At 59.7% G+C, this 18,349-nt stretch carries 15 protein-coding genes and 1 pseudogene; 7 read left to right on the top strand and 9 right to left on the bottom strand.

Annotated features, from left to right (window positions below; genetic code table 11):
* Window positions 1-3: 3 nt before the first annotated feature.
* Both AC3WVQ_RS34155 and AC3WVQ_RS34150 read right to left on the bottom strand, forming a co-directional pair.
* On the bottom strand, window positions 4-948 hold the full coding sequence (locus AC3WVQ_RS34155) for a hypothetical protein (RefSeq protein WP_192445716.1): 945 nt from the start codon (window positions 946-948) through the stop codon (window positions 4-6).
* The gene (locus tag AC3WVQ_RS34150) at window positions 920-1,258 is read right to left on the bottom strand and encodes an AlbA family DNA-binding domain-containing protein (protein ID WP_492383577.1); all 339 of its coding nucleotides are present in this window, start codon (window positions 1,256-1,258) and stop codon (window positions 920-922) included. Before AC3WVQ_RS34150 ends, AC3WVQ_RS34155 begins: the two co-directional genes overlap by 29 nt.
* 112 nt (window positions 1,259-1,370) lie before the next feature.
* Between AC3WVQ_RS34150 and AC3WVQ_RS34145 the strand changes: the two genes are divergently transcribed.
* Both AC3WVQ_RS34145 and AC3WVQ_RS34140 read left to right on the top strand, forming a co-directional pair.
* Window positions 1,371-1,811, top strand: coding sequence for a universal stress protein (locus AC3WVQ_RS34145; RefSeq protein ID WP_192445714.1), 441 nt, complete (start codon window positions 1,371-1,373; stop codon window positions 1,809-1,811).
* Window positions 1,812-2,075: 264 nt separating this feature from the next.
* Complete coding sequence (locus AC3WVQ_RS34140; protein ID WP_192445713.1) at window positions 2,076-2,405, top strand: c-type cytochrome; 330 nt, start codon at window positions 2,076-2,078, stop codon at window positions 2,403-2,405.
* Window positions 2,406-3,051: 646 nt separating this feature from the next.
* Here AC3WVQ_RS34140 and AC3WVQ_RS34135 read toward each other — a convergent pair.
* Together AC3WVQ_RS34135 and AC3WVQ_RS34130 are read right to left on the bottom strand one after the other, a co-directional pair.
* Window positions 3,052-3,393 (bottom strand): GNAT family N-acetyltransferase, encoded by a 342-nt coding sequence (locus tag AC3WVQ_RS34135; RefSeq protein WP_281436412.1) that lies wholly within the window; start codon window positions 3,391-3,393, stop codon window positions 3,052-3,054.
* Between the two features lie 243 nt (window positions 3,394-3,636).
* Window positions 3,637-4,668: pseudogene (locus AC3WVQ_RS34130) on the bottom strand (zinc-dependent alcohol dehydrogenase family protein); the annotation flags it as partial.
* Between the two features lie 346 nt (window positions 4,669-5,014).
* Between AC3WVQ_RS34130 and AC3WVQ_RS34125 the strand changes: the two are divergent.
* The 4 genes from AC3WVQ_RS34125 to AC3WVQ_RS34110 all read left to right on the top strand — a co-directional run bounded on the left by AC3WVQ_RS34125 (window position 5,015) and on the right by AC3WVQ_RS34110 (window position 9,300).
* Entirely contained in the window at window positions 5,015-6,955 is a 1,941-nt protein-coding gene (locus tag AC3WVQ_RS34125; RefSeq protein ID WP_192445711.1) for a DUF3604 domain-containing protein, read from the top strand.
* Between the two features lie 80 nt (window positions 6,956-7,035).
* Window positions 7,036-7,887 carry a peptidyl-prolyl cis-trans isomerase gene (locus tag AC3WVQ_RS34120; protein WP_246810486.1) on the top strand — a complete coding sequence of 284 codons (852 nt, stop codon included), beginning with the start codon at window positions 7,036-7,038 and terminating at the stop codon, window positions 7,885-7,887.
* On the top strand, window positions 7,884-8,879 hold the full coding sequence (locus AC3WVQ_RS34115; protein ID WP_192445710.1) for a HupE/UreJ family protein: 996 nt from the start codon (window positions 7,884-7,886) through the stop codon (window positions 8,877-8,879). The genes AC3WVQ_RS34120 and AC3WVQ_RS34115 overlap by 4 nt, the downstream gene beginning before the upstream one ends.
* A gap of 97 nt (window positions 8,880-8,976) precedes the next feature.
* Window positions 8,977-9,300, top strand: a complete 324-nt coding sequence (locus AC3WVQ_RS34110) for a hypothetical protein (protein WP_192445709.1) — start codon at window positions 8,977-8,979, stop codon at window positions 9,298-9,300.
* A gap of 145 nt (window positions 9,301-9,445) precedes the next feature.
* On the opposite strand, the gene AC3WVQ_RS34105 is transcribed toward AC3WVQ_RS34110, so the two are convergent.
* The 3 genes from AC3WVQ_RS34105 to AC3WVQ_RS34095 all read right to left on the bottom strand — a co-directional run bounded on the left by AC3WVQ_RS34105 (window position 9,446) and on the right by AC3WVQ_RS34095 (window position 13,498).
* Complete coding sequence (locus tag AC3WVQ_RS34105; protein ID WP_192445708.1) at window positions 9,446-10,480, bottom strand: ABC transporter transmembrane domain-containing protein; 1,035 nt, start codon at window positions 10,478-10,480, stop codon at window positions 9,446-9,448.
* Between the two features lie 111 nt (window positions 10,481-10,591).
* Window positions 10,592-12,832 carry a heavy metal translocating P-type ATPase gene (locus AC3WVQ_RS34100; protein ID WP_192445732.1) on the bottom strand — a complete coding sequence of 747 codons (2,241 nt, stop codon included), beginning with the start codon at window positions 12,830-12,832 and terminating at the stop codon, window positions 10,592-10,594.
* 165 nt (window positions 12,833-12,997) lie between these two features.
* On the bottom strand, window positions 12,998-13,498 hold the full coding sequence (locus tag AC3WVQ_RS34095; protein ID WP_192445707.1) for a universal stress protein: 501 nt from the start codon (window positions 13,496-13,498) through the stop codon (window positions 12,998-13,000).
* A 136-nt stretch (window positions 13,499-13,634) separates the two neighbouring features.
* Here AC3WVQ_RS34095 and AC3WVQ_RS34090 point away from each other — a divergent pair, with 136 nt between their 5' ends.
* On the top strand, window positions 13,635-14,885 hold the full coding sequence (locus AC3WVQ_RS34090; RefSeq protein WP_404526962.1) for an MgtC/SapB family protein: 1,251 nt from the start codon (window positions 13,635-13,637) through the stop codon (window positions 14,883-14,885).
* On the opposite strand, the gene AC3WVQ_RS34085 is transcribed toward AC3WVQ_RS34090, so the two are convergent.
* Window positions 14,875-17,550, bottom strand: coding sequence for a cation-translocating P-type ATPase (locus tag AC3WVQ_RS34085; RefSeq protein ID WP_404526995.1), 2,676 nt, complete (start codon window positions 17,548-17,550; stop codon window positions 14,875-14,877). The genes AC3WVQ_RS34090 and AC3WVQ_RS34085 overlap by 11 nt on opposite strands.
* Window positions 17,551-17,584: 34 nt before the next feature.
* Complete coding sequence (locus AC3WVQ_RS34080) at window positions 17,585-18,241, bottom strand: BON domain-containing protein (RefSeq protein WP_192445704.1); 657 nt, start codon at window positions 18,239-18,241, stop codon at window positions 17,585-17,587.
* Window positions 18,242-18,349 lie beyond the last annotated feature (108 nt).

The raw sequence follows: 18,349 nt of genomic DNA, 5'->3' as shown, positions 1-18,349 counted from the left end.
CCGCTATGCCTTCAGACGAGAACGATTCTTCTGGACCTCAAGCGCCCGAAGTCCAGCCCTTAGGAAATCGCCGATGTAATCACCCCAGTCGGAATGCTCATCCTCGGGAACGGGAATCCCTAGCGCGATTGCTATTGGAATGAATAGCCTAAGCGCTACGAGTACGCGCTGTCCTTCGTCATCGTTGTCGTCAGGGCGCGTAATCTCGATGAAGCTACTTTGCTCTCGACCTGAATGAATGGCGACTTTTTCGCCCAAGCCGAGTGCCATGCCATGCTTTTCGTATTCATCGAGAACTTTTGAAGTGTCGAAAAATGGAATTGTGCGCCAAATGCCTGAGATTTCCATCTTGAGATAGACAGGACCGTTCCAAGAAAACTCTTTGGCTAAAGCAACTTGAATGCGCGCGATTCCAAGCAAGACGTGCAGCAGGATATTGAGGTCGATGATTGTCGGGCTGAAATATCGTTGCTTATGGCAAAGTCGCAGAAAACGGTGGGTGTGTTCATAGCCGTCTAACCACGGAGCAAGGTCGCTCAGACTATTCTGCCGGAATTTTGCAAGCGGCACGATAATTTCGCTGTGAAAATTACTGCCGAGCTTCCATGTGAGGCCCATTAGCTCAGGATTGTTACCTGCCGTCTGACGGCAGACAAAGCCGCCAGAGGTTTGATATACGTTGTCAAAGGGGATGGAATAGTCGCCACTGGCATCCGCCACAATTTCACGTACTCGTCGGAGTGATATGGCCTTCCTCGGCCCATGGTCGCCCCAAAAATCTGCAATGAGGAAGAGCCTAACGAAAGCAGCGTCTTTTTCCGCTTCGGAGGTTTTGAGATCGCCCTCGACCCAGTCCGCGTACCTTTGCGTTACCTTCGAAGAGCGACCCCATAGCTGATCAAGAACGAACCTATCGTTTTCAGCTCGAGGCTCTGATCCGTCGCCCACACGACTCTGCAAGACCTAGACGCTCGGCCGGACCAAACAACGCCCGAGCTCTAAAATAGGGGGATGGCTGAGAGTGATTGGCAACAGCCTGACGAATCCGTTGTAGCACACCGTCAGCATCTTCTCTGGAAACTCCGGGGAAGGCGCCGGCGACAGCGTCGTCCTTAGATTTTTCGGCTACACCGTAAAAGAGCCATCCGCCGTAGGTGTTCGCTAGAGCCGTGATTGATTTCGCAATGGAGCTGGCGTTGGGTACTTCTTGCTTGTATTCGACGTACCACCCTTCGGCGACGGACGAGAGATCGGCCAAATCCTCTCTTGCCCACTGAGTAAATAAGCTAAGGCTAAATTCATTGATCTGGGTCAATGCGGGCGCAGGGCGACACGGCTACCTTGATTCCGGTTGCAATCGGGAGGCTCCCATGTTCCGCAACATCCTCGTACCCACCGACGGCTCACCGCTCGCGACGCTGGCCGTGGATGCCGCCATCACGTTCGCAAAGGAAGTGGGTGCGAAGATCACCATCCTTATCGTGACGGAGCCCTTTCACCTCGTTTCTCTGGATGCGGAGCAACTCAGCAACACCCGGGCGCAATATGAGGCGCTTTCCGAAGTGCACGCTGCCGAGACGCTTCGCACCGCTCGGACCAGGGCCGAGGCGGCCGGGGTTCGCTGTGTGACCGATCAAACCAGCGCTCATGAAGTTTACCTCGAGATCATCAGAAAAGCGCAGGATATCGGCGCCGATCTGATCATCATGGCTTCGCACGGCCGCAGCGGTGTCGGCGCGTTGATCATCGGCAGCGTCGCCGCCAAAGTTCTTACGCATTCGACCATCCCCGTCCTGATATATAGGAAATAGCACGAGGATTGAGACAAAATCGTCCGGAAAGGTGTGCATCGCCCGTCTCTGTAGGATTTACCAGTGCAAGGATGACAAGGCCAAACCACAAGGTGCGCTCAGGAGCATGCCATTTATTATTCCCCCTGATCGTGCAGCAGGCTCCCAACAGGTACTATGGCCTCTTGACGGGCAGATAGCATGCGATTGCATAAACCGTCCCATCGACGTGATCTCAGCCTTACAAAGCATCGTGCTACGCTTCATCTGGCTCAGGAGATCGCAATGCGGATAACGATCGTCTTAATGATTGCCGGCATCATTGCAACGGTTCCGACGGTCCACGCCCAGGACATGAAGCAGGGGCGCCAGCTCGCGCTTGAGGTTTGTGCTGCCTGTCACGCCGTCCTCGCAGATCAATCGCAATCGCCCATTGCTGAAGCACCGAGCTTCGAGACGGTTGCTGCGACACCGGGAATGACCGCAGCGGCGCTTAACGTTTGGCTCACGGCCCAGGACCATCCGACCATGCCGAACATAGTACTCTCGCAGACCGACGTTCAGGACATCTCGGCCTATATCCTCAGCTTGGGGGGACGGGAACTTGCACATTGATGACTGTGAAGGGGGACGTCGAAGGTGCTTGCGCCTCTCATTGAAGTTCCGGCGGTCGCCATGCTCGTGACCGGGGAGAAGGTGGCGTGCTCCGAGATTACCGGTGACATTACACTAACGGAGGCGGAGCTCGATGCGGCGCAGTCTTCCGCGGCGACGGGAACTCACCAGCTTGCCGAAGTGTACTCGGAACAGGAGTCTCAAACGGAACGTCCGGAGCGCGCGCGGTGATCGGCCTGGCATTCGAGCCCGGCCGCCGCCCCGAAACGCCGGACGCCGTCATCGACGTCGTGCGTCATATCCTGGCGTTGGCGCTCGAGGCCCAACAATCGAGAGGCAGACTATGATGGCCCGCAGCCATTGTTCTCGGTTCTGGATATCCTAAAGCCAGCCAAAACTTGGATTGTTTCAAGATGCATCGGAGCGCAGCTCACGGATCGAAGTGGGCAAAGCCGCCCTTATCAAACGAGGTCGCCGATCGGACCAGGCAACGTTTTAGTCATCGGCGATCGCAGCAGGATGTCAAACGTCTGTCCAGTGGCTTATCCTAGCCGATCCCTCGCGGTCGCTGTGTCCGTGACCTCCTTCTTTATCGGCTCATTGCGATCCGCGATGTCGATGGCCGCCGCCGACTGCCTGCTGTGCGCTAGCCTTGTCGCAGTTCCTTGCGAATGAGGACGAGGGTCGGATCATCCGTATAGGGAACTGCAACGAAACCCTGTTCCCGTTCCAGTTCGATTGCTTCATGGTTTGCGCGGCTTTCGAGCGATTCGAGGGATTTGGCGCCGGAGGCCTCTGCAAACCGGGCGGCATGGCGCAGCATTTCCCAGGCGACGCCCATGTGTTTGTGTTCGGTGCGAACGGAGATCGCGACTTCTGCTCTTTGGGTGGTCGTGTCGCAAGCGACCATGGCGCTGGCGATGATCGCCTCGCTATCATCGCTAAAGGCAAGGAAGTTCTCGGTCGAACTGTGATCGACCTGCGTCATGGACAAGAGACGCTCGTGGCTGACCTCCCTCACCCCGCCAAGAAAGCGGAAGCGCAGGTCTTGAGGCGTCAGATGAGCGAAGAATTCTGCCAGGCGCGCATCGTCTTCAGGACGCACCGGACGAACATGAAGGACAAGACCGCCGCGCGTCAAAAGATTGCAGCTCCAGACGTCGGCCGGGCATGAGCCTTTGGTTTCTAACTCAGTCGCGCTGCCCGTCTGAAGAGGTTGAGCGAAATCGGTCTCGACTATCACCTTGAGAGCTTTCGTGCGTGAAGCATTGCCAAAGGTCTCGTACGCATCGGCAATCTGACTGAGGTTGAAACGATGTGTGATCAGGTTTTTCGGGTCGATTCTTCCAGATTGCACCGTCTTTAGCAGTAACGGCGTTGTCGCCGCATCGACAAGCCGGGTGGTGATGGAGATGTTTTGCGACCAGAGAGTTTCCAGGTGCAAATCGGCCTTGACGCCGTGAACCCCGATGTTGGCAATTACACCCCCGGGTGCGACGATGTCCTGGCAAAGCTCGAACGTGGCGGGGATACCAACCGCTTCAATCGCCGTATCGACACCCTTGCCCTCCGTCAGCGTCATAACCTGTCGCGATGCATCTTCACCGCTCGCCTGTATTGTCTGTGTCGCACCGAGGCGACTTGCAACTGCGAGGCGGTTCTCGTCGAGGTCGATCATGATGACTTCGGCCGGCGAGTAGAGTTGCGCCGTCAGCAACGCCGCCAGGCCGATCGGCCCGCAGCCGACTATGGCGACCGTCCCGCCCGGCTGCACCTTGCCATTCAGCACGCCACACTCGAAGCCGGTTGGAAGAATATCGCTGAGCATGACGAGGGCCTCTTCGTCAGCGCCTCGCGGGATCGGGTAGAGGCTGGTGTCGGCATGCGGAATGCGGACGTATTCGGCCTGGGTGCCGTCGATCGTGTTACCGAGAATCCATCCGCCAGCGGTGCAGTGGGAGTACATTCCGCGACGGCAATAGTCGCATTTGCCGCAAGACGAGATGCAGGAAATCAGGACGTGGTCGCCCTTCTTGAACTGGCTTACAGCAGTCCCTGTTGCTTCCACGATGCCCACACCTTCATGACCGAGAATGCGGCCGGCCGTGCAGCTCGGCACGTCGCCTTTGAGAATATGCAGATCCGTCCCGCAGATCGTCGTCCTCGTGATCTTCACGATGGCGTCGGTTGCAGCGGCGATCGTCGGTATCGGCCGCTCCATGAGCGACTTGCGTCCCGGACCTTCATAGACGAGAGCCTTCATCGATTTCTCCTTCACAAGCTTCGCTGGGGTCGCAAGCATTGACGATTGTGCACATGCTGCCGCGACCCGGCTTTGACGACGGTCAAAGTTCGAGCGAGGTGCGCGCATTACGTGGAAATGGGGGGGCGGCATGTGCGAACGGCCGGCCAATGAACCGAGCTCCTGCAGGGGTCGGTCGCGCATTCGAGTACCGAGGCGGCGGCCCGACCGCGCAGGTAGGCGTTGCCTGCGATCTGGCCATCGTGATTTTGATCGGTGTCAAAGTCGAACTTGCTCCTGTGTGCGATGGTTGAAGGCGGAAAGCCGGACTTTCGCGATACGACCGTGCCGGCGTGGAGGGGGAGCAATGAAAAACAGCTCTGCGAAATTCATCCTTGCAAGTATCTTGAGCCTCGGTCCGGCACTCTCGGTGGCCGCGCAGGAACATGGCGACGCCGGCACGCTGGACCCCGCCAAGGCCGAAAAGGCCTTTGCGGCCAAGCCGCCCTACTCTCCCTATGTCGGCCGCAATTTTCCGACCCGCCCGCTGTTCGGCGACACGCATCTTCACACCGGAGCCTCATTCGACGCCGGGGCCTTCGGCGCGCGGCTGACCCCGCGCGACGCCTATCGGTTTGCCCGCGGCGAAGAGGTCATGGCGTCGAGCGGCCAGCCGGCCCGGCTGTCGCGCCCGCTCGACTTCCTCGTGGTCGCCGACCATTCCGACAATATGGGCATGTTCCCGGACCTGTTTGCCGGCAAGCCGGACGTCATCGCCGACCCGCAGGCCAGGACCTGGTACGAGATGATCAAGTCCGGCCAGGGTGGAAAGGCCGCCCTTGAGATCATCTTCAGCTTCAGCAAGGGTACCTTGCCGACCTCGATGATCTACGGACCCGATACCCGCCCCTACAAGAATGCCTGGCAGGATACGATCAAGGCGGCCGAGGAATACAACGAGCCCGGCCGCTTCACCGCCTTCATCGGCTATGAATGGACCTCGAACACGGCGGGCAACAACCTGCACCGCAACGTCATCTTCCGTGACAACGCTGACAAGGCGAGCGAGGTCGTGCCCTACACGACCCTGAAGCCGCTCGGCAGCGACAATCCGCGCGATCTGTGGAAGTGGATGCAGGCCTACGAGGACAAGACCGGCGGCAATGTGCTGGCGATCGCCCACAACGGCAACCTCTCCAATGGACGCATGTTCCCCATGATCGAATCCTTCACCGGCAAGCCAGTGGACAAGGACTATGTCGAGCAGCGCGCCCGGTGGGAACGACTCTACGAAACGACGCAGACGAAGGGAACCGGCGAGGCGCACCCGGCGCTTTCGCCCAATGACGAGTTCGCGAACTTCGAGATCTGGGATTTCGGCAACCTCGATGCCAGCGAGCGCAAAACGCCGGAGATGTTGGAGTTCGAATATGCACGCTCGGCCTTCATGAATGGTCTCAGGCTCGAGGCTCAACTCGGCACCAATCCTTACAAGTTTGGCCTCGTCGGCAGCTCTGACTCGCATACGGGCCTGGCGGCGATGGAGGAAGAGAACTTCTTTGGCAAAACGACCCCGCAGGAGCCGAGCCCGGAACGGCTAACGGCGACCTTTGTGAAGGACGCCAAGACCAACATCACCGTGATGGACTGGGAAGTCGGCGCTTCGGGTTACGCGGCGGTGTGGGCTGAAGAAAACACCCGCGAATCCATCTGGGACGCCATGCAGCGCAAGGAGACCTATGCGACGACCGGGCCGCGCATGCTCGTGCGTTTCTTCGGCGGCTGGGACTTCGGGCCGGCGGACGCCGAAAACCGCAACCCCGGCGCCATCGGCTATACCAAGGGCGTGCCGATGGGAGGTGACCTGACGGCCGCGCCCGAGGGCAAAGCCCCGACATTTCTCGTTGCCGCGCTGCGCGATCCGATCGGCGCCAATCTCGACCGTTACCAGATCGTCAAGGGCTGGCTCGACGACAACGGCGAGACGCACGAACAGGTCTATGATGTCGCCTGGGGTGGCGATCGCAAGCCGGGCGCAGACGGCAAGGTGCCATCGGTCGGCGATACAGTCGATGTCGCCAACGCCACATGGACCAACACCATCGGCGCGCCGGAACTGATCGCGGTCTGGAAGGATCCGCAGTTCGATCCGAAACAAAAGGCATTCTACTATGGTCGCGTCCTTGAAATCCCGACGCCGCGCTGGACGGCCTACGATGCCAAGCGTTTCGGAACGAAGCCGCTGGAAGGCACGCGCATGACCGTGACCGAGCGCGCTTACACCTCGCCGATCTGGTACACGCCATGATCCGGAAAAGGGACGGCGACCCGTGGGCGGGCGCACGGCGCGTGCGCCGATCGCCATCCGTCAAGCGAACGGAGAAGGGTATGTTGAAACGTATCCTGGCAGAGCCGCTGGTCCACTTCCTCGCGTTGACGCTTGTGATTTTCGCCGTCCATAATCTTCTGCGCGGCGGCGCTGATGCGCCTGAAGAAATCGTCGTAGGTGCCTCGAAAATCGAGCAGATGGTCACGGTCTTTTCCAAGACCTGGCAGCGCCCGCCGACGACGGACGAGCTGAAAGGCATGATCGACGACTATGTGAAGGAAGAGATTCTGGTGCGCCAGGCGCTCGAGCTCGGGCTCGACCGGGACGACACGGTCGTGCGCCGCCGTCTGCGCCAGAAGATGGAGTTCCTGAACGCCGCCGAAGCCGCCCCGGTGACAGTCACCGATCCGGAATTGGAAGCCTATCTCGTGGCCCATCCGGCGGCCTTTGCCACCGATGCGCAGTTGGCATTCGAACAGGTCTTCTTAAATCCGGCACGGCACGCCGATACCATCGCCAAAGACGCCGATATCCTACTTGCGGAACTCCGCAGCAACGACATGGCCGATCCGGCGCAGCTTGGAGATACATCGCTGCTTCCCGCGACCGTCGAACTCACGAGCAGGGCGGCGATTGATCAGATGTTCGGCGGTGCGCTGGCCGACGGGCTCGAAAAGGCACCGCTCGGTGAGTGGATGGGGCCAATCACGAGCAGCTTCGGCCTCCATCTGGTGCGGGTGACGGAACGCACGCCGGGTCAAGTGCCGCAGCTCGCCGACATCCGCGACGAGGTCGCACGAGAGTGGGAGAATGCGAGACGCACAGAACTCGAGCAGCAACGCTTCGGCGCATTGCTGGCCCGCTACGAGGTGAGCGTCGAAGCCCCCGCGCCTGTGGGAGGCAACCATTGAGAAAGCTTGGCGCCCTTCTCGTCCTGCCACTCCTCCTGCTCTTCGGCACCCCAGCCGTGGCCCATGAGGTTCGTCCCGCATTTCTCGACATCCGCGAAACGGCGCCCGACGCCTTCACCGTCCTCTGGAAGGTGCCGGCGCAAGGCCGGATGCGGCTGGCGCTTGACGCGCATCTGCCGAAACAATGCGCCGAAAGGGTCGCGCCGATACGGTCCTTCGAGGGCAGCGCCTATCTGGAGCGCCGGGTCGTCGATTGCGCGGGGGGATTGCGCAATGGCGAGATTGCCGTCAATGGGCTCAAAGCGACGCTGACCGAAGCGCTGGTGCGCATCGAGTATCAGAACGGCGGCACAGAGGTGGCGCGCCTGATGCCCGATGCACCCTCCTTCACGGCGGCCGGTGCACAGACGAGCCTCGAAGTCGCCCGGACCTATTTCCTGCTCGGTGTAGAACACATCCTGCTCGGTTTCGATCACCTGATCTTCGTCCTTGCACTGATGCTGCTGATCCATGATCGCTTTATGCTGTTCAAGACGATCACAGCCTTCACCGTCGCCCACAGCATTACGCTCGCCGGCGCAGCGCTCGGCTATTTCAGCCTTCCCCAGAAACCGGTCGAAGCGACGATCGCCCTCAGCATCGCCTTCGTTGCGAGCGAACTGCTGAAGGCGAGACCGAACGAGGTGCGTCTCTCCGAAGCTCATCCCTGGGTAGTCGCGTTCGCCTTCGGCCTGCTGCACGGCTTCGGCTTTTCCGGCGCCCTGAAGGAGATCGGCCTGCCGCAATCGGATGTGTCGCTGAGCCTAATGACCTTCAACCTGGGCGTCGAGGCCGGACAGATCCTCTTCGTTGCCACGGCGCTGGCGATTGCCTGGGCGGAGCGCGCCGCCATCGGTTTCCACCCCGCCTTTGCCCGCCGGGCCATGGCCTACGCCATCGGCACCAGCGCGATGCTCTGGTTCATTCCCAGGATCACTACCTTGGCGATTTGAGTGCCGTGGTACCGGGTCGAAAGCATGGAGCGTGCCAGGCTGGCTCCCCATTGAAATAGTTTAAGTCACATTTAGCGGATCATTCGGAGATGCAAGCATGAGCGAATTTCAGAACAAGGCCGTTCGGCTGACTGTGGCGTGCAGTGGCGCCGCATCGGTGACTAACCTTGGCGAATGTCAAAAGAGGTTCCTGACGGCCGCCCTTGAGCTCAACCGCGCACTTGATCACGAAATTGATCATGAGGTTGACCGGTCGTCGGAGGGAGCGGGGGCCACGAGGCGCATCGACCTCTTTATTGGTGATCTCATGAAAGAATTGGCGGTCGTCGGTCACCTGTTCGACATTGATATCATGCAAGCTGGACATAATACCCTCGATCGACGGATGGGCGAGATCAAGAGTGCTCTTATCCGGCCCTGACAAGTTTGAAAGGTGATAACGCGGGCAAATCCCTTAGAGGGTGTTGGAAAGGGGGGCGGTCCGGCCAACATGTGATGTTTACGGTGTGGTTTCGATGGAGGGCGTGGGCTGCGTCCAGCCACTGAAACAAGCTTTTAGGACTCTATCATGCCTGAGGGCCGCTCGGTCCGGCTACCCATTCCACGATCATCCGATACTGGACCTTGGCTTGCGAGTAGGTTCGATAGAAATCGAGAAGATCTCCCGTCGGGTCAGACAGGCGCTGGAAGCCGGAAACGAAGGCCATCACCGTACCGATCGTTGTCTGCCCTGTGATCACGAGATAGCCGCCAGCGAGCAGCACCATCAGCGAGCCGAGCGAGTTGGCGATGTTAAGCAGGGTCTTCAATCCAAATTTCAGCAGATAAAGTTCAATCCTGTTCTGAAAGATCGTCCGAATTGTTCGATGCGTGGCATGGAGTACAGCCGACTTTCTCGACGAACGGTCAACAGCCTGATCGCCAAGCCTTCGCACCAGGCCGATTTGCCGCTCGACTCGCGTGTTGAGGCTCCGCTGCAGGTACTTGGCGAGGAAGAACTGAGGGATCACGGCACCAACGCTGAATAGGGCGATCACCGGCTCCATGTAGATCATGTAGGCGAACACAGACATCATCATGCTGGTGTTGACGACAAACTCCGAAATGCTCGTCCCGACGAACCCGCCCACGGTGTCGACCTCGTTGCCAAGAACATTCGCAGTCTGTCCGCTTGCTTCGGTCGGCTGTCTCGCGCGCTTGCACGCGACTGGCGCCAGTTGGTCGCGCGCGGTTTTTATTGCGCTTTCGGCAATCCAGCCCTGATAGATAAAAAGCACATACTTCAGACAGGAATAGGCGCCCAGGACCGCGAGGTAGACAAATCCCAGTATAGCAAGTCGCCTGATATCCTTTGTGGCAACCGCCTCGTCGATAACTCGGCGTTGCAACTCGATCGGAATGAAGTTGAAGAGCGTGACGCCGATGGCGACTGCGCCGACGTAAAACTGGTGAAGACCGGTGACATTCCAGATGAATTTCCCAAAGGTCTCGTTCAGTTGAACGGGCGCAGATGGGCGGAGCGGCCTGATGCGGCGTGCTATCGCCCTCGAAAGGTTCCATCGCGGACGCGTCATTGACGGATTTTCTGTTTCTGTTGCCATGTCAGACCCCGATCACGTCGAATTTGAACACTGCCATTGCCCGGCCGGCTTATGTTTGACTGATAAGTCGGGTGGGCCCGAACAATTCCTCAGGGGACGGTCTTTCTCTCGTCAATCGCCCTCAAGGGCACGGTAGATTTCCTGTTCCTGGGCAAAGTGCAGTCTCACGACCGCTTCCAGCCCATGGAGCAGCCGTTGGATCTCGTAGAGTTGCTGCGGTTTCAGACCGGAAAAATCGATCGCCTGGCGCAGGGAGGTGAGAAGATGGACCTGGCGCTGAATTTCCATGTGGGTGCGGCTCATGCCGGCGAGGGCATGCGACGCGCCGAGCCGTCGGCGAAGCAACGGATACAAAACGCAGTCGTCTTGGCGTTCATGGGGAAGCAGTCTCTCACGCAACAGCGCATCCAAATCGGCCAAGCGTTGTCGCGTTTCCGGTTCGGGCAGATGCTGTATCCGTTCGGTCGTGTGCCGGATCTCGTCGACGACGGACATGAGGTTACGGTGTTCTGCTTCCAGTTCCAGGAGCTCTTGCTGTGACAGTTGATTGGCTCGACCCCATCGGCGAACCGGGTGTGCAAGCGCACGCAGGCCGTTCAGAATGGCGACGACGTCAATTGCCTCCTGAACAAGGGCGCCCTCGACCGGCGCGAGATAACCGAGCGCGGCAGCAATCATCCCTGTAATTGACAGCCCCATCCCGACGTAGACGCTCTGAAGTGCAATCCGCCGGGATCGTTTTGCTATGTGGACGGCACTGACAAGACGATCCAACCGGTCAACGAGAATGACGACGTCGGCCGCTTCCGTCGACGCTGCGGCCCCCCGGGCACCCATCGCGACCCCGACGTCGGCTGCGGCCAGGGCGGGCGCGTCGTTGACGCCGTCGCCCACCATCATGACCGGCCCGGCTCTCCTCTCCGTCTCAACCAATCGCGTCTTATCGTCCGGCTTCATTTCTGCGACGATGTTGTCGATGCCCAGAAACGCGGCCAGGCTTTTGGCGATATCAGACCGGTCGCCGGTAGCAAGCACAATTCGTCCAATGCCGGCTTCGCGCAACTGCCTGAGAACCGTGCCGGCTTCCGGCCTGACCTCATCGGCCAGAAGAAACGCTCCTACAAGGACGCCTTCCTCCGCCACTGCGACCGCGACCGTGCCCTCCCTCTTGATCCAGATCTCGATCTCGCGCGAGAAATCGGTGTCATCGATGATGGGACGGATGAAGTCCCATCCGCCGACGGCTATCTGCCGCTCCTTGATCCGGCCGGTGATGCCCGAGCCAGAAGATTCCCTCAGTTGGGATGGCGATAAAAGGGCGAGCCCGCGCTCGTGGGCGGCGGCGACAAGGGCGCAGGCGACGACGTGACGGGACGCCTGGTCGATCGAAGCTGCCAGCCGTAGAACCTCTTGCGGGGCAAGGTCGCTGCGAACCTTAGTCTCCAATAGCCGGGCCCGGCCGTCCGTTATCGTCCCCGTCTTGTCGAGCAAAACGGTCCTCGCGCGCGCAAGCATTTCGAGGGCACCGCCGCCCTTCACGAGGATGCCTTTGCGCGCGCAGCGAGACACGCCTGAGATGAGGGCGACCGGAACTGCGAGAATGAGCGGGCAGGGGGTGGCAACCACCAGAACCGCCAATGCCCTTGTCGCCTGTCCTGAAAGTACCCACGCGATCGTTGCCAGAAGAAGCGTCACCGCGAGAAAGCCGAGCGCGTAACGGTCCGCGAGACGAGACATTGGCGCCTTGGCGCTTTTCGCAGCCTCGACCAACCTTGCAATACCCGCATAGGTGCTCTCCTTCGCAACGCGCGAGGCGACCATTTCGAAGGGATCTCCCGGATTGACGGAGCCGCTCATCAAGTACTCTCCGGATCGATGAAGGACCGGCAGGGCCTCGCCTGTCAGAGCGGACTCGTCGAGCATTGCTGAGCTGCCTGTCAAGCGACCGTCAACTGCCAGGACCTCGCCGCTGCGCACTAAAATCCGGTCACCAGGCTCTATGTCGTCGATCGCGACTTCTTCGAATTGCTTGCCTGTGAAGCGTGCCGCGGTGCGCGGTACCCGGTCTAGCAGTGCCGTCAGTTCATGGCGTGCTCGCCGTTGGGCAAAATCCTCAAGCGCTTCCCCACCTGCAAACATCATTGCGATGATGATCCCGGCGAAATACTCGCCCAGCAAAAGCGCGCCGCTCATGGCGAGGGCTGCGATCAAATCCAGGCCGAATTCTGCTTTTGCCAGGCTTGTTCCGATCTCCGTGACCAGGCTCGCAAGGATGATTGCCGTTCCCACTCCCCATATCCATGCGCTGTGGTCGGGACGGTTGGCGAACCATGTAAGCGCGCCCCCTGCCAGGGAGACAGCGCTCACAGCAAGAAGCGCACGTTTCGGCGTTACTTCTTCTGGCCACCGAAGAGCAATTGTGTGCTGCGCGCTCAAGAGCCTGGTTCCTCAATTCAAAAACGCGGTCAGTCTCGCAGGCACCTTTGCACCAGGCCGACCGTTTCTTCTTCGCAAGCTTCAGCGGACGACAAGGACCGAGCAGTGCGCATCCTGGGCTATCTTCTTCGACACGCTCCCGAGGACCATCCTCTTGACGCGCCCAAGACCCCGGCTTCCTACGACAATCAAGCTTGCTTTGATCTCTGTTGCAGTGTCGAGAACGGTTTGGGCGCAATCCCCCACTTCCAGCCGCGCAGTGACATTCTCGACGCCGAGCCCGCGTGCCTCGTTTATTGCTTGCTCCACAATTGTCTTGCCGAGCGCCAGGGCGCTGTCATCGATGCCATCGCCGGACGTGCATGAAAGTTCTGCCGGCCTCGGCATGCCCGGGATCATGTTGCCGATGGGGAAGACCCGCCCGGAGCGAGAAGGGCCGTCTGTTGCGCTTGCAAAATTTGGTGAGGCAATGTGGAGAACGGTCAGGGGCGCGCCAATCGCCTTCGCAAGCCTTATAGCCATTGCGACGGCGTCGCGCGCGTTGTCTGATCCATCTGTTGCAACAAGGATATGGTCATCCATGGAAAACTCCTCTCAGAGCAGCGTCATGCATTGTCAATCCGCAAGCATTGATCGTCGTCAAAGACAGGATCGAAGTTAGCTGGCCACAAATGGGATGGGTTGATACCAGCGCGTGTGCCGCCCTTGGAGAGTGCAAATGGAACCGCTTATCCTTCGTTTGGGGCTCGCACTTGCAATTGGCCTTCTCGTCGGTTTGGAGCGGGGGTGGCGCGAGAGGGCTGCGGCGGAAGGCAGCCGGACTGCCGGCATTCGAACTTTCGGGATTTCCGGACTTCTTGGCGGTATCGTTGCGGCCCTGTCGGAGGCTCAAAACAGCCCGTTCCTGTTTGCTGCTGGTCTGCTGGTGTTTTCGATGAGCCTTACATGGTTCAAGTTGCGTGAGGCTCGGCGCGATGAAGATTTCAGTGTTACCGGTGTCGTCGCCGGATTGTGCGTCTTTTCGCTCGGCGGGCTGGCGGTTGCGGGCGACTACAAGGCGGCCGCTGCAGGCGGCGCGGCTCTTGCAGCAGTTCTTGCCAGCAGAGAACTTCTTCACAATCTCCTCAGGCGGCTAACCTGGCCGGAACTACGTTCCGCTCTCGTTCTTGCGGTGATGACCGCTATCGTATTGCCGCTTCTGCCGAACCGGACGATCGACCCTTGGGGCGGCTGCAATCCCCGCGAGGTGTGGTTTCTCACCGTGCTGAGTGCGACCATCTCATTTGCCGGATATGTGGCGACACGCCTGCTGGGCTCAACGCGCGGGCTTCTTGTCAGCGGTCTTACGGGCGCAATCGTCTCGTCCACTGCAGTCACGGCAAGCTTTGGACAAAAGGTGCGTGCCGGGGAGCCCGCTCGGCCGCTGGCAGGGGCAGCAAGTGTCGCGGCGGCTATTTCACTGCTGCGGGTACTCGTCATCGTCCTTGCACTGTCCCCCCGGCTGCTTCCGATCGTTGTGGCGCCACTGCTGACGGCAGCCGTCGTATTCGTCGCGTGCGGAAGTCTCTTGATGGCCAAGAGGGTGTCCGGTGCAGCCCAAGACGTCGAAGCACGAAATCCCTTTGAACTGATGCCGCTCCTTGTCTTTGCCAGTCTGTTTGCCGCCACCGCGACACTTGGCGCTGCGGTGGTTGCGAGGATTGGCAACAACAGCTTGATTGGCATATCGGCCGCATCTGGCATCTTCGACGTCGACGTTGCCGTACTGACCGCGTTACGCTCCGTCGGCGGAGCGATGCCCTTGCCGACTGTCGGCGCCGCGGTGCTGGCAGCCGCGCTCGTCAATACGGGGGGGCGAATATTCGTGGCGATCCTGTCCGGAACAGCAGGATACTGGGTGCCACTCGGCGTCGTCTCGCTCGTCGCTGCCGCAACTGGCGTAAGTACCCACGTCATAACTATGCAGTAGATTTTCCACGCAGCCGCCGCTTGTCGAATTCCATAATGAAAAGGATCGAAGAGGCAGCAAGCAAGAGCATCGCCCACTCGGCCGGTTTCATCGCTGAAACCTGAAGGGTATCGCTGAGGAGCGGAACGTGCATTGCGGTGATGTGGAGGCCCAAGGCTGCGGCAATGCAAAAGAGCAGGAGCGGATTGCCAAACATGCCGAGCGCGACAATGGACTTCCGCTCCGAGCGACTTGCAAAAGTCTGGAAATTTTCGAAGAGAACAAGCAACAGCAAAAGCATGTTGCGGGCATCGCTTTCACTGTAGCCCCGTTCTAGAGCGAGATAGAACGTCGCGATACCTCCGCCTCCCATAACGAGCGTCGTTTGACAGAGGCGGCGGATCATCACCCGATCGAAGATCGGTTCATTCGGCCTGCGCGGCGCACGGGAGAGTTCATCGCCCTCAGGCCCCTCGCTTGCAAGAGCGACATCCTGGATGCCGTTGGTGACAAGATTGAGCCACAGGAGTTGCACTGGTAGAAGCGGCATTGGCAGTGCAAGAGTGGCAGCAAAAAGAAACAACACGAGTTCCGCTGATCCCGTGGAGACGAGCATGAAGATGACCTTACGAATGTTGGCGTAGGCGACGCGACCTTCCTTGATGGCACTGACGATTGACGCGAAATTGTCGTCTGTAATGATAATATCGGCGCTCTCTTTGGCGACGTCCGTTCCCTTTCGGCCCATCGCCACTCCGATGTGCGCGTGTTTCAGGGCAGGCGCATCGTTGACCCCGTCACCCGTGACGGCAACGAAGTGTCCGTTGCGCGAAAGCGCGAGAGCGAGCGCCAGTTTTTGCGATGGGGCGATGCGTGCATAGATGCGCCCCCGGCGGGCGAGCGCGTCGAGGCTTGCTTGCCCCTGCGCCTCGGCCCGGCTCACCTCTTCGCCAGTGACGACCTGGTCGATGGTGAAGGCGAGGCCCGCATCAGCCGCGATCGCCGCGGCGGTCTTTGGATCGTCTCCGGTAAGCATGACGACCTGGACGCCCGCGTTGTGGCAGTTGCGGATCGCGTCGGGTACTTCCGGTCTGATCGGATCCTGCATGCCGGCCAGCCCGAGAAAAACCAGATCGGCGAGAAGGTGCCGACCACATCCGCCATCGTCCTCGACCGTCGTTTCGCCTTCTGCAAACGCCAATACGCGCAAACCTTGGGCCGCCATCTCTTCCTTGTGGCGCAGAAGCCTCTCGCGGTCGATCGTTACCGCGCGGCCATTCATCTCCATTCGATCCGACATTGCGATGAGGGTTTCGGCCGCTCCCTTCACGAAGATACGCACCACATCGCCATCTCGATGAAACGATGCGGCATATTTAATCTCCGGCTCATAGGGGATTCGGCCTATCAAAGGATAATCATCCTCAATCGACTGTCTCGGTAGGCCCGCCTTGTGGGCGGCGGCCAGGAGCGCGACATCGACCGTGTCGCCAACGCTGGTCCACCCATCTTCACCCCTTAAGAGCGATCCTTCATTAGGTAGAGAGGCGGCCCGTAGAAGGGCGGTCGCACGCTCACGTGCCTGGTCGGGGGACGTATCCTTCCCGCGGATGTGGCAGGACTCGATATCGGCATGCGTGTCGCAGAAAAGGTCGGTTCCGTCAGGCAGGCGAATGTCGGTGACCGTCAACTCATTCAACGTCAACGTCCCGGTCTTGTCGGTTGCGATTATCGTGCATGACCCGAGGGCTTCGACAGCGGGCATCCGGCGAACGATGACGTGTTTCCTGGCCATTCGACGCATGCTGATTGCCAAGGCGACCGAGATCGCAATCGGGAGGCCCTCGGGGATTGCGCTCACGGCCAACCCAACCGCCATCATAAAAAGCTCGCTCGCCGGCATGCCGCGAGCGATCCCGACAACTATCAGCAAGACCACGACGGTTGCGACGACGACGGCAATGAGTCTTGAAAATCCCTCCAGGCGGATCAGCAATGGCGATCTGGCAAGGGGTGCCTTGCTGATGTCGATTGCGGTCTTGCCAATTTCCGTGTTCTTGCCAGTCGCTGAGACGACCCCACGGGCGCGACCGCGTGTGACGAGCGCCGCGGCGTATGCCGTGTAGCTTCGTTGTTCATCGCCTGTGACGGAAGCCGGGGTTGGTGACTTTGCAACCGGCGCGGATTCGCCCGTTAGCAAGGACTCATCGCAAAAGAGCCCGTCAACTGCGGTTAGCCGCATGTCTGCCGGCACGCGTCCGCCGGATTCCAGAGCCACCAGGTCGCCGGGCACGATCAGCCGCGCGTCGAGCTCGACCAAACGTCCGTCTCGCACAACATTGGCTTTTGGCTGCTCGAGTTTGCGCAACGCCGATGCCGCTTGGCCGGCACTGTGTTCCTGAGTGGTTCCGACGATGGCATTTGCAACAAGAACGACCCCAATGAAGACGGCGTCCCTCACATCGCCGAGCAGGAATGACACCAGCACTGCGGCCAGAAGAATGTAAATCAGTGGACTGCGGAACTGGCGCACGAATGTTTCGGCCACCGACCCTGCCCTTGGTTCGGGCAGGGCGTTTGGACCGCACATGGCCAATCGCCTACGGGCCTCCTCGCTCGTGAGCCCCATATAGCCGCTGTCTTCCTTTTGACGCCGGGCGAGGCTGAGCGGCATCGGTTCGGCCATCATGAGCCCCATAAAGTAAAGCTACGAAAAGTGCCTATTTGTCGGACACCGTTAGGTAGTCGGTTACCCCGCTCACCCCTTTTGCGGACCAGGCAGCCTGCTCGGCGGTAATACGCTCTCGCGAGCTTTGCACTTTCCCGCGCAAGGTCACATGGCTGCCAGAAACTTCGACCTCGATGTCCTCGGCCTCGATTTCGGCATTCCGCCTCAAGGCTTGCTTGATGCCGTGGCGGATGTCTACGACATCCATCCGTGGCCGGATCCTCAACTGGTTGTCGATGCCCGTTACACCGGAGAGTTGGCGAACCGAATGTTCGGCCGCCGAGCGTTGAAAATAGAAATCGACAGTGCCGGCGAGTGTAACGAACCCGTTCTCCACCTTCACCTGGATATCGCTCGGATCGGAAATCGCCGCACCCCAGTCGAGAATCTTCAAGACACGGCTTGCGATTTCGTCATCGGCGGTCTTCTTGTGTGCTGGCAACCGCACGGCGATTTCCTCCGCGATGGCTCGAACACCCTTGATCCGTCGAGCAACTTGTTCGGCGGCGTGCTTTTCGGCAAAGCTGTGAACATGACCTGTCAGGGTCACGATCCCGCTCTCGACCGTGACGCCGATGTTTGCGGCGTCGATGCTGGGCTCGTACTCGAGTTCGTCGAGAATATCTTGTCGTAAACTGATGTCGCTCATGGCTATCACCTCCAAAAGTCTCCTCGTCCAGTTTATCCCAACAGTATGCTTGATCGTCGCCTGTCGGTCTTTGAGGGGCGTCAAAGCGCCCGCGCGCACAAGGAATTA

Source organism: Ensifer sp. EB106-05-01-XG146, from assembly GCF_058791875.1.
This window is presented reverse-complemented; position numbering and strand designations above follow the sequence as displayed.

Coding starts and splice junctions, on each gene's coding strand:
- AC3WVQ_RS34145 (WP_192445714.1), top strand. CDS start 1,371: ATGTTCCGCAACATCCTCGTACCCACCGACGGCTCACCGCTCGCGACG.
- AC3WVQ_RS34140 (WP_192445713.1), top strand. CDS start 2,076: ATGCGGATAACGATCGTCTTAATGATTGCCGGCATCATTGCAACGGTT.
- AC3WVQ_RS34135 (WP_281436412.1), bottom strand. CDS start 3,393: ATGACGCAGGTCGATCACAGTTCGACCGAGAACTTCCTTGCCTTTAGC.
- AC3WVQ_RS34125 (WP_192445711.1), top strand. CDS start 5,015: ATGAAAAACAGCTCTGCGAAATTCATCCTTGCAAGTATCTTGAGCCTC.
- AC3WVQ_RS34120 (WP_246810486.1), top strand. CDS start 7,036: ATGTTGAAACGTATCCTGGCAGAGCCGCTGGTCCACTTCCTCGCGTTG.
- AC3WVQ_RS34110 (WP_192445709.1), top strand. CDS start 8,977: ATGAGCGAATTTCAGAACAAGGCCGTTCGGCTGACTGTGGCGTGCAGT.
- AC3WVQ_RS34105 (WP_192445708.1), bottom strand. CDS start 10,480: ATGGCAACAGAAACAGAAAATCCGTCAATGACGCGTCCGCGATGGAAC.
- AC3WVQ_RS34095 (WP_192445707.1), bottom strand. CDS start 13,498: ATGGATGACCATATCCTTGTTGCAACAGATGGATCAGACAACGCGCGC.
- AC3WVQ_RS34090 (WP_404526962.1), top strand. CDS start 13,635: ATGGAACCGCTTATCCTTCGTTTGGGGCTCGCACTTGCAATTGGCCTT.
- AC3WVQ_RS34085 (WP_404526995.1), bottom strand. CDS start 17,550: ATGGCCGAACCGATGCCGCTCAGCCTCGCCCGGCGTCAAAAGGAAGAC.
- AC3WVQ_RS34080 (WP_192445704.1), bottom strand. CDS start 18,241: ATGAGCGACATCAGTTTACGACAAGATATTCTCGACGAACTCGAGTAC.